This is a genomic window from Desulfobacter curvatus DSM 3379 (assembly GCF_000373985.1).
GTDB lineage: Bacteria > Desulfobacterota > Desulfobacteria > Desulfobacterales > Desulfobacteraceae > Desulfobacter > Desulfobacter curvatus.
This window is the reverse complement of sequence record NZ_KB893066.1, coordinates 34,100-49,115: the sequence shown is the minus strand read 5'-3', so window position 1 is coordinate 49,115 and position 15,016 is coordinate 34,100. Positions and strand designations below refer to the sequence as shown.

General features: G+C 47.5%; 13 protein-coding genes and 1 pseudogene. 10 read left to right on the top strand and 4 right to left on the bottom strand.

All coding sequences use genetic code 11. From position 1 onward, the window contains the following. Positions 1-274: 274 nt before the first annotated feature. Positions 275-580: pseudogene (locus B147_RS28570) on the top strand (rubrerythrin family protein); the annotation flags it as partial. Continuing rightward, positions 566-736 carry a rubredoxin-like domain-containing protein gene (locus B147_RS33335; protein WP_342662117.1) on the top strand — a complete coding sequence of 57 codons (171 nt, stop codon included), beginning with the start codon at positions 566-568 and terminating at the stop codon, positions 734-736. The pseudogene B147_RS28570 and the gene B147_RS33335, both read left to right, overlap by 15 nt. A 138-nt stretch (positions 737-874) precedes the next feature. Here B147_RS33335 and B147_RS0115095 read toward each other — a convergent pair whose 3' ends face one another. Further along, complete coding sequence (locus tag B147_RS0115095; RefSeq protein WP_245569025.1) at positions 875-2,383, bottom strand: EAL domain-containing protein; 1,509 nt, start codon at positions 2,381-2,383, stop codon at positions 875-877. A gap of 296 nt (positions 2,384-2,679) precedes the next feature. Between B147_RS0115095 and ptsP the strand changes: the two genes are divergently transcribed. Continuing rightward, positions 2,680-4,962: a phosphoenolpyruvate--protein phosphotransferase gene (ptsP, locus tag B147_RS0115090; RefSeq protein WP_020588035.1), complete on the top strand. Its 2,283-nt coding sequence runs from the start codon at positions 2,680-2,682 to the stop codon at positions 4,960-4,962. Between the two features lie 21 nt (positions 4,963-4,983). On the opposite strand, the gene B147_RS0115085 is transcribed toward ptsP, so the two are convergent. Continuing rightward, positions 4,984-5,664 carry a transglutaminase-like domain-containing protein gene (locus tag B147_RS0115085; protein WP_020588034.1) on the bottom strand — a complete coding sequence of 227 codons (681 nt, stop codon included), beginning with the start codon at positions 5,662-5,664 and terminating at the stop codon, positions 4,984-4,986. A gap of 315 nt (positions 5,665-5,979) precedes the next feature. On the opposite strand from B147_RS0115085, the gene B147_RS0115080 reads away from it, so the two are divergent. The 4 genes from B147_RS0115080 (at position 5,980) to B147_RS0115065 (ending at position 7,625) form a co-directional block, all read left to right on the top strand. Next, complete coding sequence (locus tag B147_RS0115080; protein WP_020588033.1) at positions 5,980-6,330, top strand: hypothetical protein; 351 nt, start codon at positions 5,980-5,982, stop codon at positions 6,328-6,330. 120 nt (positions 6,331-6,450) lie between these two features. After that, complete coding sequence (locus B147_RS0115075) at positions 6,451-7,149, top strand: DVU0298 family protein (protein ID WP_020588032.1); 699 nt, start codon at positions 6,451-6,453, stop codon at positions 7,147-7,149. A 48-nt stretch (positions 7,150-7,197) separates the two neighbouring features. Further along, complete coding sequence (locus B147_RS0115070; protein WP_020588031.1) at positions 7,198-7,428, top strand: hypothetical protein; 231 nt, start codon at positions 7,198-7,200, stop codon at positions 7,426-7,428. After that, positions 7,428-7,625: a ferredoxin gene (locus tag B147_RS0115065; protein ID WP_020588030.1), complete on the top strand. Its 198-nt coding sequence runs from the start codon at positions 7,428-7,430 to the stop codon at positions 7,623-7,625. Before B147_RS0115070 ends, B147_RS0115065 begins: the two co-directional genes overlap by 1 nt. Before the next feature lie 100 nt (positions 7,626-7,725). Here B147_RS0115065 and B147_RS0115060 read toward each other — a convergent pair whose 3' ends face one another. Then, positions 7,726-10,158 (bottom strand): flagellar assembly protein A, encoded by a 2,433-nt coding sequence (locus tag B147_RS0115060; RefSeq protein WP_020588029.1) that lies wholly within the window; start codon positions 10,156-10,158, stop codon positions 7,726-7,728. A gap of 48 nt (positions 10,159-10,206) precedes the next feature. Further along, positions 10,207-11,373, bottom strand: coding sequence for a response regulator (locus tag B147_RS30405; RefSeq protein WP_020588028.1), 1,167 nt, complete (start codon positions 11,371-11,373; stop codon positions 10,207-10,209). Between the two features lie 373 nt (positions 11,374-11,746). Between B147_RS30405 and B147_RS0115045 the strand changes: the two genes are divergently transcribed. From B147_RS0115045 to B147_RS0115035, 3 genes are all read left to right on the top strand, one after another. Then, positions 11,747-13,129, top strand: coding sequence for a sigma-54 interaction domain-containing protein (locus tag B147_RS0115045; RefSeq protein WP_020588026.1), 1,383 nt, complete (start codon positions 11,747-11,749; stop codon positions 13,127-13,129). Positions 13,130-13,335: 206 nt separating this feature from the next. After that, on the top strand, positions 13,336-14,574 hold the full coding sequence (locus B147_RS0115040) for an Nramp family divalent metal transporter (protein WP_020588025.1): 1,239 nt from the start codon (positions 13,336-13,338) through the stop codon (positions 14,572-14,574). Between the two features lie 4 nt (positions 14,575-14,578). After that, positions 14,579-14,986, top strand: coding sequence for a universal stress protein (locus tag B147_RS0115035; protein ID WP_020588024.1), 408 nt, complete (start codon positions 14,579-14,581; stop codon positions 14,984-14,986). Positions 14,987-15,016 lie beyond the last annotated feature (30 nt).

Sequence of the window (15,016 nt, the reverse complement as noted above, 5' to 3'; positions counted from 1 at the left end):
ATAACAATTCGATGTGCGCTACTCTTTGATATCTTTACACATTTAGCAAGTTTTCTTAGAGAAACTTTGACCGGACTGCACTCGAAAAAAGAAACAACTTTTTGACTTCGTAATCGTAATGAAATATCAGAACTCCACAATTAGCTTATTATTTTAATATCTGTGAGAGTTCTATTTAATAGACGGAATCAAATGTCCAGTTTTTAATCAAAAAAGAATGACCTGTTACAAAAAGTGTCCCGGCTTAAATCGGTAGCCAAAAGAGGCGTTTGCCGGTGAGAGCCAGGCCAACCAGAAATACAGGGCTTTTGCCAAGAAAGCCGAAAAAGACGGGTTTAAAAATATTGCCAAACTGTTTAAAACCACTGCCGAAGCAGAACGAATTCATGCCGAGGGGCACTTGGGCGCCTTGGGCATGATCGCGTCAACCGCCGAGAACCTCCAGGCCGCCATTGACGGCGAAACCGATGAGTTCACAAACATGTATCCGCCCATGCTGGAACAGGCAGTGGCGGACGGCCACAAAGCCAAAATCATGTTTAAATTTGCCCTGGGTGCCGAAGAAGTGCATGCCAACCTCTACACAAAGGCCCTGGAAGCCGTTAAAAACGGTGTAGATCTGGATGTCAGCGAATTTTACCTGTGTCCGGTCTGCGGTTACATTGAACTGGGTGCCGCGCCGGAAAAATGTCCGATCTGTTCGGCCAAACAATCCAAGTTTGTACAAATTGATTAATTGAGTACCTGCCGGCCCCGGGCATAGTAAACTGCCTTGGGGCCGGCCCGTCAACGCCCTGGATCATGGAAGCAAAAACTAGGGTTCCGTTGCCACAGGCCTGGGACACAATGTTTTTTAAGGGTATGCCCATCCAGTTCAGGCGGTTTTTACTTTCCGGCCAAGGTAGGAGATAAAATCCTCATAGGGCATGGGTTTAGCGAAAAGATAGCCCTGGATCATATCGCAGCCTTCTGCAGACAGGTAATCCATCTGGCTTTGGGTTTCCACGCCTTCGGCAATGGTTTGCAGCGACATGGCCCGGGCCATGGCTCTGCCGGTCTCATCCTTCTCAATCCCGCGGATCAGGGAGGCATCTATCTTCAAGGCGGTCAGGGGCAGATTTTTAATGGAGTTCAACGAAGAATACCCGGTTCCGAAATCATCCAGCTCAATCTGCAGCCCCATGCTGCGAAGCTCTTTCATAACGATTCCGGCACGGTTCATATCCTGGACAAGACAGGTTTCGGTGAGTTCAAATTTCAATCGGAACGGTGTGGCACCGGTTTCCTGAAACACCCGTTTAACGGTCTGAATAAACTTTTCTTCTGCAAACTGCAGGGCACTGATATTGACGGCCAGGGCAAAATTTTCGGGTAACTGATATTTTTCCAAATCCATGACAATGGTGCAAGCCTGTTTGAGGACCCATTCTCCCAAAGGCAGAATCAGGCCGGCACTTTCGGTCACAGGGATAAAAAATTCCGGGCTGACAGGCGATTTATCCCGGGGCTGCCATCTGAGCAGGGCCTCTGCCCCGCACAGCAGACCGTTTGCCAACACCTGGGGTTGGAGATACAGGCAGAATTCGCCGTTATCCAGGCCGATTTGCATATCTAGGGCCATGGCGCTTCGGGTATCCACAATGGCCTGGCGGGCCTTGGAATAAAAACAGATGCGGTTACGTCCCAGGTCCTTAGCCTCGTACATGGCCACATCAGCATGCTTGAGCACCTCGATTGCATCCCGGTCCCTGCCGTGGAATATGGCCACGCCAACAGAGGCACTGGTATGGTGCACATGCCGGTCATCTCCCAAAATATAGGGCCGGTTCAGTTCCGATCTGATTTTTTCGGCCACAGCCATGGCTTTGTCATTACTTATTGCTTCATCACTGTCCAGACACTCCAGAAGCACAACAAATTCATCCCCGCCAAGGCGGGCCACGGTATCTGTGTCCCTGACACAGTTATCCGTTTCATACACCTGCCGGGCCCGTTCCAGGAACCGTTGTAAGGCAGAGTCCAGTCCCATCATAGGGTCTTTGTAAATGGTTTCCAAAGCGTCATTGGTCACTTTGGGAATCCGGTTTTCACTATCGCCTTCCCTTAGGGCCTTGTGGGCCGCCTGCATTTTATGGATGGTCAGCCCCACCTGGCTTCGAGCCTGGTTGAACTCGGTTTCATCATTGGTGGCAGCCATCAGGCTTGCAAAATAGGCAATGCGGTTGGTAAGGCCGGCCTGGTGCCCGGCAAGATTAATCAGCTGGGAAAAATCGCGCTGTTTTGAAATGAGATGCTGCATGGCAAAAAACGAGGTGGTCACCAGAATGGCAATGGCACTTAAACCAAACACATAACGCAGCCGCAAATTTCCAACGATACTCAAAGGTAAGCCCTCCCCCCTTGTTTAAAAAATATTGAAGCATTCTAATGCGCAACACCCGCTTGGTTTCAATATCCGGAATAATAATTGACTTGGTATCAGCTCATTATAAATTTTTATCAGCCAACAACTTTTTACCATTCATTTATTAGGTTAGGATTAAAAGCAGTTCTCCCAAACTATTTTGGGCCGCTCTTTTTTCGTTGAATCTTGGACTGTTTCAAATTAAATTAGAGCCGGGCATCTAAATAAAATTGCATTGGAGGCAGGTGTAAGGCCTGTAGAGCAACTAAAAAAATATGAATAGAAAAAAACCAGACCATCTTAACCTGCTGTTCGACATGGGGGAACTTGCGTCCATCATCACCAGCGGATCAGACATTGAAGCGTTTCTAACCGGTGCCAGCGAACTTGTGGCCAAGCATCTCCAAGCCCATGTCTGCTCCATCTACCTTTTTGACACCCGCTCCAGAGACCTGGTTCTGAAAGCCACCCGGGGTCTGAAACCCGAAGCCGTTGACCGGATCCGGATGCTGCCCGGAGAAGGCCTGGTGGGTCAATGCTTTTCCCAGGACCAGGTGCTGCGGGTGGGAAACGCAAGAATAAGCCCGGGATTCAAATATTTTGACAATGCCGGAGAAGACCCCTTTAATTCTTTTCTTTGTGTGCCTATCCGGCGTGGGGTGGTGAAAATCGGCGTTCTGGTGGTCCAGCACCGGGAGATGGATCACTTTACCCTGCTTGATGAGCGTGCATTGAGAACGGCCGCCACCCAGCTGGCCGGGGCCGTTGAAAATGCAAGACTGCTCATCGCCCTGGAACCTGACCCAACAGATATAGACGAAAATGAAGGCACAATTTCAAAAAAATTCCCCACCTATATCAAAGGCAAATCCGACGGATACGGCTTGGCCTTCGGCACAATCCGGCCTTCGAGAAGAAAACGCAAAGCCATCCTGTTTGAGGCGGACACATCCAATGCAACTTATTCCCTGGCTGATTTTCAAACCGCCGTGGAAAAAACCATTGATGAGTTAAAAGCGCTGCAGGATAAATTTGCCGCAAGTCTTCCGGAAAGCGAATCGTTGATCTTCACGGCCCATTTCATGATGCTCAAGGACAAAAACTTCACTGGAAAAATGAAAGCGCTGATAGAACAGGGCATATCCCCTGTGGCTGCCATCCAGCAGGTCGTCCTGAAATACATAAAAGTCTTTTCGGACAATCCCAATGCCTATATGCAGGAAAAAGCCGTGGATGTTGAGGACTTGGGCATACGTCTTTTGTCCCATCTCAAGGCCGTGCATACGCCCAAAGCCCCTGACAGGGGAACGATCTTTGTTACCCAGGACATTTACCCCTCGGACATGATGAAACTCACCGCAGACGGCATCCGGGGCATTGTCCTGGTAGGCGGCGGCGTAACCTCCCATGTCACAATCCTTGCCCGATCCCTGTCCATTCCTTTGATCATTGCCGATGATCCTGTCTTTATAGATCTGCCCGACACCACCCGGTTGCTGCTGGATGCCGGCCAGGGCAACATTTACATCAATCCGGACGACAACACCCTCTCCATATTCCAAGGCAAACAGGAGGCTGAGAACCGGGCAAAGGCCCGGGAAATGCTGCCTGCCACTTACACCCTTGACAACAGACGTATTCGATTGCTTGCCAATATCAACCTGCTCAGCGAAATACACCTGGCACGGGAACTGAAAGCTGAAGGAATCGGCCTTTACCGTACGGAATTTCCGTTTCTGATCCGGTCGGAGTTTCCTTCGGAAGATGAACAATACCTCATTTATAAAGGGTTGTTTGACAAGACTGAACCGGGAACCGTTACCACGGTGCGCACCCTGGATGCCGGCGGGGACAAAGTCATAAAAGACACTGATTTTATCCAGGAGGCCAACCCGGCCTTAGGTTTGCGCTCCATTCGCTTTTCTTTAAAGCACCGCCAGATTTTCCGTGCCCAAATCAAGGCCATTTTAAGGGCGGCCCATGGCAGGGAAAAGGTTCGCCTGATGTTTCCATTAATATCCTCCATTGACGAATTTCTGGCGGCAAAACAGGTCATGGCGCAATGTATCAGTCAACTGGAGCAGGAGGGGGTGGCCCACAAAAATGATCCTGAGATAGGCATGATGATTGAACTGCCTTCGGTGCTTGCCACCATAGATGAATTTGCGGAGCTGGCGGATTTTTTTTCCATCGGCACCAATGACTTTATCCAGTATATGCTGGGTGCGGACCGGGGCAACAAACTGGTGGCTGAGCACTATATTTCTTATCATCCTGCTGTAAACCGCGGTATTGCAAGGATTGCAGCGGCAGCGGCGGATCACGGCATTGATGTATCCGTTTGCGGAGAGATGGCCCATGCTCCTGACCACATCCCCTTTCTGATCGGCGTGGGTATCACCAGCCTCAGTGTGGACCCCAAATTTCTGCCCACGGTCCAGGCCGCGGTCATGGAGACAAGTTTTTCCCTGGCAAGCACATATGCCCGACGGCTACTGGACCAGACCCAGGTCAAGTATGCGGCCGAAGTGTTGAAAGCCGGGCCCGGCAAATGCTGATAATGGACCTGCCAAGCTTAATCAGGAAGATTTAAGGTTACGCAGTTCTTTTGCCTCGGCATGGAAATCGCCTGCAATCCGATCCGATTCAAAAAAACGGGGATAGGAGGCCCGGTAGGCAGCCATAATCCCGCCCCAGGGCAAATCCGCAAAATGCCCATGGTCTTCAACATATTCCATATGCCGCTGCCCTTTGGCATCAAAGGGGTGAAACACACTGTCTTTTTGTCCATCGAATTCCAGGGGCAGGACGCCAAAATTCCGGCACAGGCTCAAGTTAAATGTCGGTGTCGCCTTGACCCATTTGTCGCCCAGAAATATATCGGTATACCCGTGCCATTCAAAAAGATCCGTACCCATCTTTGCCCTTAGCTTAGGCGTTGTCAAATGGTTCTTTACATCTGCAAATCCCAAACGGGCCGGTATGGACTGGGCCCTGAGACAGGCGGCCAAGAGCACAGCCTTTGACACGCAGAATCCCTTGCCATGGGTCAGTACCCGGCTTGCCTTAAAGCCCTCTTTGTCTTTAGGAATCTCATAGGGATCATAGCGAATTTGATCCCTGACAGCGTAAAAAATGTTTACTGCCTTTTTCACCGGGTTATCCGAAGATCCTGCATGCAGGGATGAAAATGCAATGATCTTTTCATGATCCGAATCAATGAAAAAGGTCGGTGCACAATACAAGGAGAACTGGTTCATCGTTATATTTTTTCCTGAAAATTAGTCATATACCCAAGTGGGAGGTTGCATCATATGTGTGCTATACCTGTTCCCGGCCCTGAAATCAATAGCCACACCTGTATCGAGACACATTTGTGTGCCAAATTTTGAGACAAACAAGCCATGGCCGCACTTTCAAAACGCCTGACACATCCATTGGCAAATCATTTTATTGGGATACTATACTCTTTTTCCCGATTCCCCAAAAAAATGGGCAGGGCCATTGTTCTGGAATGAATCTTGTTTAATTAATCTTTAATAGAGCTACAATCAAACTAAGAATGGAGAAAACCATTGACACAACAAAGTAAGACCGCCGGTAATTCGGAAAAATTTGATTCCATTGTTATCAACGAAGTGCAACTGCTTTTGGCCGAAAAGCGAACATCCCTGGCTGTCATGAGAACCGGGATTGCGGTTCTGGCCCTGCCTTTGTCCGTCATCGGACTGTTGATCGCGACCTCAAAATATTACAATATTTTCAACGTGCTGCATCTGGTTATTCCCTTTGGAATTCTCAACCTTGGATTGATTGTTCTGGGCTGCTATCTGATCACCCGGTCCGTCATCAAAATGAGCAATTATGACAAACACATCCATGAACTGAAGGTCAAATTCAGTGCTCTGAGGCAGTTCGTAGAATAACCCCCAAAAACCGGTATACAGCGACCTGGCATAATTTGTGCTTTTACTAAAGCTAAGGCGGCTACATAGGAAAATTCCAAAAACAGTCACCCTAAAATAAATACATGAAAGAGAACAACCATGAAACCATACGGCAGAAAGACCAAAAAGCAGGTGGGCGAAATCCTTTCCATCGGCAGTCGCAGCCAGGCTCTGGACAGACTGGCGCAGATTCCGGATGCCCAGCTCACCGGGCATCTGTTCTCTTATTTTTATAACACGGATGAATTGATCAAGTTTCGCAGCGTCACCGCCATGGGCGAGCTTGCTGCAAGGATTGCGGATAATTCCATGGAAAAAGCCAGAATAATTTTAAGACGGCTCATGTGGAACTTGAATGACGAATCAGGCGGCATCGGCTGGGGGTCACCAGAGGCCATGGGGGAAATTTTAAGCAAAAGCCCGGCCCTGGCACGGGAATTTAAAAGCATCCTATTTTCCTACCTGGATCACAGGGGCAACCACATTGAACATACAATGCTCCAGCGCGGCGTTTTGTGGGGTATTGGTACATATCTTGGGACAACACCCGAAGATATCACTGATGTCACCAAAGAACAGCTCCAGGACCATCTTTCTTCGAAAGACCCTGTAAAGCGCGGATATGCCGTCAGGGCACTGTCCAATGCCCATGTTTTAGACTGTATGGCTCTGCCCGATTTTATCCAGGCAGACAAAACAACCATTGATATTTACACCGGGTGGAATTTTATGCCTACGCAGATATTTGATATGGTCTGGGCCTGCACCCCGGAACGAGCCCTGGCCGGCAATGAATAACCACCAACTTTATTTACCCTGGTGTGAGACGATTAAAGAGAATCTGCCATGCTGAAAAAAAAATGTGACATAAACATCGCGCGCACCATTGACCTGGCCCATAAGATGATAGAACTGGCTCAGACCGGATACGAACACCATGATGACCCGGGGTGCGGGGTGCTTTACGGCATTTTGCTGGATTCAGGATACAAGATTCTTGATCTGGCGGAAAAAGAAAAACAGGCGCATATTTTAAAAGGCTGGTGGGTTGAATCCATTGACAAAGGAACAATTTGATGAGTGTACAAAAAAAACCGGTAATTGATCTTGGCTGCTGCATTGAATGCGGGGTCTGTATTGATCTGGCCCCCCACGCCTTTGAAATTAACGACGCAGGTTATGTGGACATACGCCCCCTTGACAGCTATGAGGATGACGAAGATATTCTTGAGGCGGTTAAAAACTGCCCCAAAGACTGTATTGCATGGGAATAACACACTGATTCCCAGACATTTATTTTTATAAGAAACTCTCTGTAACTACTTTTGTTGTGGGCTGAATCCGGGTCTTGATAACCCATTCAGCCCATGACTGCTATTCATAAAGTCCTTCAATAATAATATCAGGTCCAGGGCCATCCTTTTTTTGTTTTTTGCTGAATTTAACACCATAGACCGTTGGCTCCACCACTAATGTAGACGCACAGACCTTTATCAGGGTCCCGGCCCCCACCTGATTTTTCACCCGGATGAAGGCATTGGCCGACGAGGCCCGGCCGGCCTTATTCAGCTTCAGATAATCTTTTTTTACCAGAAGTCCGTCAACCTCCAGACGAAGCCGCTTTATCTCATCCGCATTTTTTCCTACTTTCTTCATTACCAGCTCTTTCCTAACTTTGTATTCATTCTTATACCGCTTTGTCGTATTAACCGATGCCTTATACATGCGATATTTCATATCAATAATTTTAAGCAAATGCGCTTTTCCGGCATCCGGCCGGATTTTCTCCAAATCCGTGAAAAAATCATATAGGAAAGATTCCGCCGCATGCCAATTCATGGGGTCGGCATCTGTTTTTTCTGACGCGGATTTAAGATCTTTGAGCACGGCAGCAGCTCTCTTTTGAGCCCCCGGCAGTTGCATAACAGCCTTGTTGTCCATCTGCTTCAAAAGATGTTGAAGGATGACCTGCTGTTCCAAGTAACTGTTCTGTATCTGGATTTTCCCATCAAACCAACGCTCAATCTCCCCCAGTTCTGTCTTATGAAGTAACTTTTGCAGACGTTTTTTTTTAATTTTAACCGCCTCGTTAATGGCCCTTAGTTCAGGATTTGGATTTTTCCCTACCTGCAGAAATGCAGGCGCATGCCCTTGGGTATAAACATTTTTCAGCATAATTTCGTCAAATGCATATACCTTTGAAGAGATAAGATCGGAATTAAGCGCTATTAATCTTTTGGAACTCATAATCACCGCATTGACGATTTTTCTGTTGATATAAATCTCATCATCCGAACGGATCGTGCGCATCTCTTCTGCCTGGTCCATACGATATTCAACACAGCCATGAATCTGAACCTTCCCCGAGGCGTGTATCCGCCCCCGGACATCACCGTCCACCACAATGTCGTGGCACTGCACCAGTGCGTCGGGTCCGATATCTCCCTCCACTTTGAGATTGCAGTCCAGATATTCCTCTCCCAACTCTCCTGAAATATTTCCGGACAGGTAGCGGGTCGGATATGAAAAATCAGCATGTTTGACAAACAAAGTCCGTCCTTTAAACAGAGTGGGTCTACCATCAATATCCGCAATACACAGATTGCCCTTCTTGGTCACACCTGCACCGGTGGATAGATGGACCATCTGCCCTTCAGGGGGGGCAATTGTAAATCCGCAAACATTCTTGCCTGCAACGCCGGCCTTTGCCGGAAGAATTCTGGCCAAAACATCACCCTTTTTAACAAATCCGTGGGCGGTCTGATTGGAATCTTCTTTGCTTGTAGGTTTTTGAGAAGTATCAAAAAAAATTTCTGCGGTGCCGTCAACAGGATTTACCGGTGCCTTGCCCTGGGCAACTTTGAATTCATTTCCCACAGCCGCTGTTTTTAAAATTTTTTGAATCTCTTGTTCACCGCAGATGCCATACGTAATACCGATGGTTTTAAGCCAAGCAAGAAAGCCGGATACCGTCAGATTTTCAGGAACGTTTTTTTTGACTGTAATAAAGGCGGATAATTTATTTTTTGAAAAACGATATCCAAAAAACCGGGACAGCCCTTTGCCAAGCTGGTTTTCCCGGTTGTATAAGCTCAGGGCCTTTTCAAGGGCAAGACGCTGTTTTTCAAGCTCTTTTTGTGTTCTGAGGATCTTTGTCAAATTTGCATCCGACAACCCGAACTGTTCTTGGAGGATTTGTCCCAGATAAACTTTTTCCCGCATCTTGTCGTTTTGGGCTTTTTGAATTTTCAATGCCTGATTCAGTTGGGCCAGGGAGACAAGGCCTTTTTTGACGGCAATCGCCCCGAATCGCATGTTGATATTAAGCCGCTCCATCTCGGTAGAGGCGATGTCATTAAATGACGCGGCCAGGAATTCGTCCTCAATACGGTCCTGGGTTAGAAGAATCGCGGCTTTATTGGCCTTTGAAATCTCATTCTTCTCAAGCAGAATATCGCCGATCAATACGCTCTCCCGGGTCTTCTTAAAAATTTCATTCTGCTGCTTAAGGGCCTTTTTTACATTTTCCGGCTCAATAAATTTATTGGCAATGCCCAGTTCACCAAACCGCTTGTCCAGCATCTTCATCTGTAGATGATTTTTTACCGCGAACAAAAAACTGATCTGTTCATCTGAAAGGAAATCATGATCTTTGAAAATCCGGACCATGGAAATATCCGGATGCTGTTCTTTTTGTCCAATATAGTATGATAAAATTTTTTTTTCCTGCTCTGAGGAGATTAACCGGCACTTGAGGGCCAGTCTGAGCAAATTCTGTTCTTTAATATCAATACTTCGATTTTCCAAACCCGTATTCCACCTAATCAATGTCATTTAAATTTAAAAAATATATTTCTAAATTTTCTTTCGCAGTTCAATAGCCTCTTTATGTCCCGGATCCAATCTAAGAATCTGATTCAAATAATCGTCTGCCTGGAGCACCCTTTTATTCGCAGAAAGGATTCTGGCGATCTGGAGTTTGGCATCCAGATGTCCCCTCACATGCCTGTCTACGTTTATGAAGTGCGCCATGGCTTTGTCCCTGTCCCCCGATTCAAGGAAAATCACACCGGCCTTATATACTATATTGTAATTGGCAGGGTTTTCTTGAATCGCCTGCTCTATCAGAGACTGCGGGAAGTCAACTTCTCCATGGCCCATGCAGATGTCGATGACCTGATTGCGAACCGCATTGGTTTTTCTCGATCGTTCGATCACCTGTGAAAAAATATCCAGGGCCGGCTTTCGAAACCCGGCCTTTAGAAGCCTTGCCCCGATGCCAATGGCTTTATCATTATAACGTGTACTCAAAGAAAGAATTTTCAAGTAATGAACACCCGCTTTTTCCAACTCATTTTTCTTCAGATGGTAATCTGCCAGGTAAACCCTTGAAATGGTATCCTGATCATTCACCGCAACGGCTTTGAGAAGACACTTCTCAGCAATAGTATTTTTGCAGATTTTAAAATGAAGCAGTCCCATCCGGCGCAGCATACGAGAAGCGGACGGTTTATGAGCCAGTGCTTTTTTAACCTCTTCGATCGCCTCTTTAAACAACCCTTGCTCCTCAAGCTCCCTGGCCTTATTCCGGTGAAGTGTGAACGGATCAGGATTGTGCACCCGGTCGATGACAGCCTTGATTTTTTTATCCAGTGCCTCCAGCGTCAAGGGTTTGAGCAAATAACCGTCAATTTCAGATTCAGCCACCTCAGAAACAATATCCCGCTCAGCCTCGGCTGTCACCATGATCACCGGCAGGTCCCTAAGCTCAGGATTCTTCCTGATGTTTTCCAGCATTGCAATCCCGTTCATAACCGGCATATTCCAGTCAATAACGGCAAGATCAAACGTACCTTCATTGAGAACTTCCAATCCCTCTTTTCCATTTTCGGCAAACCTGAGTTTGCTGCCGATATTAAGATTCTGAAGCATTTTCCGAATGGTGAGCCGCATACTTTTCATATCATCAACAATCAGTATGGATAACGCATCAAGGGCTTTAAAATACTTATTTTCAGGCATATAGACTCCTTTTCCCACCCAAGAAACTACTTTTTAAATAACGGCCATGGAGGCCGACCTGATTTTTTTACCGTGGTTCTGCGCACAACGAAAATTAAAAAATCCGAGCGCATTAAATCATTTAAAAACAGAACCGGGGAATAAAAAAATTTTACCATAATTTAGGGCTTTATAAAATGTTCTGTAAAGCAAATACAGGATGTTTATTCCAAACGCCTTTATCCTTTTTTCCATACATCATCCCATATCCACCATTTTTCTTTTTACAGAAGCAAAAAAACATTGCACCTGATACACAAATGTGCCATTTAAGAGACCGATTCAAAAACAGTTTGATATCGATTACTGAAAGCGCGTTGCCTGGAAATCAAAAATGGAAAAATTTACACATTCTCTGCTGGATCTGCACAATCTCAACCTCGTGGTGGACAATCTTAAAGTTGGCGTCATGGCACATACCACGGAGCGAATCATCACTGTTTTTAATAAGGAAGCAGAAAAAATTACCGGCTATAGTAAAAAAGAAGTCCTGGGCAAAGACTGCCACGAAGTCTTCCAGGCGCCGTTCTGCGGCTCAAAATGTTCCTTTTGCGAAGATTCCCCGAAACTTTCCGGTGGAACCAAAGAATACCCGATTACCATAGTCACCAAAACAGGGGAAACCCGTCATCTGGAAATGACCGTTTACTGCATCCAGGACCATGAAAGTAAAATCCGGGGGGTGGTGGCCTCGTTCCGGGATATGACAGATTCCATACGTCTGTCCCTGAAAGCCGAAGATCTTTCCAATTTTGCCGGCATCATCGGAAAGGACAAAGCCATGCAGGACATTTTCCGGCAGATCCGGGATGTGGCCCTGTACAACTACCCGGTTCACGTATCCGGTGAAACCGGTACAGGCAAAGAACGGGTAGCCTATGCCATCCATGACATCTCGTCTTACGGCAACGGCAGTTTTGTCCCGGTTAACTGCGGGGCCATCCCCGAAGGCATTGTGGAAAGCGAGCTGTTCGGTCACGTCAAAGGCGCATTCTCAGGGGCGGTTAAGGAACGTAAAGGCCGGTTTGAACTGGCCCATAAAGGCACCTTGTTCCTTGACGAAGTGGCGGAACTACCGTTGAAAACCCAAGTAAAACTTTTACGATTCCTCCAGGAGGGATCCTTTGAAAAAGTAGGCGGAGAAAAAAAGGTCAGCGTGGATGTCAGAATTATCTCAGCCACCAACAAGGATCTGGCAGAAGAGGTCCGGCAAGAGCGTTTCAGGGAAGACCTTTACTACCGGCTCAACGTCATTCCCATCCACCTGCCTCCCCTGCGGGAAAGAAAAAACGATATCCCGCTTTTAGCCGAACATTTTCTGCGGGAAGCGGAAAAAGAAAACCAAAAAGCCGTACCGGAACTTGCCCCTGACACCATCAGGGAAATGATGGACTACCACTGGCCCGGCAACGTCAGGGAACTAAAAAATGTGATCCAGTTTTCCGTGGTCCGGTCCAGGGGCAGCGTGATTCTGCCCACAGATCTTCCCTTTACAGCCAACAAGCCGCCCATGCGGCCTGCAGAGTCAAATGAGCCCTCAGGACCTGCAGTGCCATCCACCCGGGGCAAGCTTAATCAGGAAAATGTCCAAGCCGCCCTGGTCAAAACCGGAGGTAACAAATCCAAAGCCGCCCGTGTGTTAGGTGTAGGCAGAGCAACCCTGTACCGCTTTTTAAGTGACCACCCCGAGGTCAAAGCCTTTTCAGATACCTTCTAACAGCCATGGGCCAACCTGGCTTATCAACACCCAGGCTTAGCCTACAACGAATGTTGAAAGATCTGTTTGGCCTACAAAGACTTTCTTATAACGGCCACGGGCCGTCCCTGGTCTATCTACACCCAGGCTTCGGCCCACAACAAAAATAGAAAGAATCCATCTACTTGCTGGAAACCTTCATATAAAAAAATAAGGAAGGAGCATATATGCTAAATATTCTGGAAAGGTTCCGGTTCAAAATCCTGCTTAGATTCCTGGGGCCCGGATTTCTTGTGACAGTAGGATTTATTGATCCGGGCAACTGGGCGACGAACATCGAAGGCGGCTCAAGGTTCGGGTACTCTTTATTATGGGTCATCACCTTGAGTACGATTATGCTCATTGTGATTCAGAACATGGCGGCAAAACTTGGGATTGCCACAGGCAAATCCCTGGCCGTTAATATCAGGGATCGATTTTCAAGGCCGGTTTCAGCTATGCTGGGCCTGACCATTGTGCTTGCCTGCGTTGCCACGGATGTGGCTGAACTTCTGGGGGGCGCCATCGGGTTCAATCTGCTTTTCGGTATGCCTCTATGGATGGGGGCGCTTGTGACCGTGGGCCTTGAAACTTTTTTAATTGTCAGTCAGAGATACCACCGCCTTGAAACCATTATTATGGGGTTCTTGGCCATCATCGCCCTTTGCTATCTAATTGAAATTTACATTGTCAAACCGGACTGGTCCGCAGCCCTTCCGGCCACGGTGATCCCCCATCTGGATCGGGAAAGTATCTATGTTGCCATGGCTATTTTAGGCGCGGTGGTGATGCCCCATAATATTTTTTTGCATTCCAACGTTATTCATTCCCGTAAATGGGGGATCTCGGAAGATGAAAAAATGTCCCAGCTTAATTACGAAAAAGTCGACACCCTGGCAGCCATGGTCATGGGATGGGTAGTGAATTCGTCCATGATCATTGTGGCGGCAGCCGTATTTGCAAAAAATCAGGCTGCGGTCACAAGTATTGAACAGGCATCTGCCACCCTGACGCCCCTGGCAGGTCCTTTGGCGGGATTTCTTTTTGCCGTGGCCCTGGTATTTGCCGGTGTAGGGTCTTCGGTAACATCATCCATGGCCGAGGTTAATGTCATCACAGGATTCTTAGGAAAGCCCGAGGACCCCAGAACCCTTTTATACCGATTTTCCGTATTTGCCACAGCCATCCCATCGTTTTTAATTATCGTTCTATCCATGGACACCTATAAAATCTTGATTTTCAGCCAGGTGGTCTTAAGCATCCAGCTGCCGTTCACCCTGATTCCGCTTTTGATGCTGTGCAGGGATAAAAAACGCATGGGCAAATTCGCCTCGGGACCCATCGAATTTACGGCGGCCATTGTGATTTCAGCCATAGTCATTATTTTAAATATTTACCTGCTTTATACCACGGTCACAGGAGGTTGATATCATGCAAATATACAAAAACATACTGGTTACCATGGACTGCTCACCGGTGGATGACCGGATACTTGAACATGTGGCACGACTTGCCTTGCAAAATCAGTCCAAAGTTTTTTTGTTGCACGTGGTTCATTCCCATACCCTGGATGAACACCGGGCATTGACCCGGAATGCAGACACATTTTTGGCCGAAAGATGCCAAGAACTCGTTGACCGGGGCATTGATGCCGAAGTCTTGCAGCGCAGCGGCGAACCGGATGAACAGATTCTCAAAGAAATTGAAGACGGCCACTACGACCTTGTGGCCATGGCCACCCACGGCCATTCAACATTCGGTCAGATCCTGTTCGGCAGTGTATCAAAAACCCTTAAGCAAAAAATCAGTATTCCGCTGCTGCTGCTTGGCCCTGAATAACGGCCATGGGCCGACCGGGTCTATCAAACA

Bases quoted from the DNA above. Each gene is read 5' to 3' on its own strand.
- B147_RS0115075 (WP_020588032.1), top strand. From the start codon at position 6,451: ATGAAACCATACGGCAGAAAGACCAAAAAGCAGGTGGGCGAAATCCTT.
- B147_RS30405 (WP_020588028.1), bottom strand. From the start codon at position 11,373: ATGCCTGAAAATAAGTATTTTAAAGCCCTTGATGCGTTATCCATACTG.
- B147_RS0115045 (WP_020588026.1), top strand. From the start codon at position 11,747: ATGGAAAAATTTACACATTCTCTGCTGGATCTGCACAATCTCAACCTC.
- B147_RS0115070 (WP_020588031.1), top strand. From the start codon at position 7,198: ATGCTGAAAAAAAAATGTGACATAAACATCGCGCGCACCATTGACCTG.
- B147_RS0115065 (WP_020588030.1), top strand. From the start codon at position 7,428: ATGAGTGTACAAAAAAAACCGGTAATTGATCTTGGCTGCTGCATTGAA.
- B147_RS0115085 (WP_020588034.1), bottom strand. From the start codon at position 5,664: ATGAACCAGTTCTCCTTGTATTGTGCACCGACCTTTTTCATTGATTCG.
- ptsP (WP_020588035.1), top strand. From the start codon at position 2,680: ATGAATAGAAAAAAACCAGACCATCTTAACCTGCTGTTCGACATGGGG.
- B147_RS0115035 (WP_020588024.1), top strand. From the start codon at position 14,579: ATGCAAATATACAAAAACATACTGGTTACCATGGACTGCTCACCGGTG.
- B147_RS0115040 (WP_020588025.1), top strand. From the start codon at position 13,336: ATGCTAAATATTCTGGAAAGGTTCCGGTTCAAAATCCTGCTTAGATTC.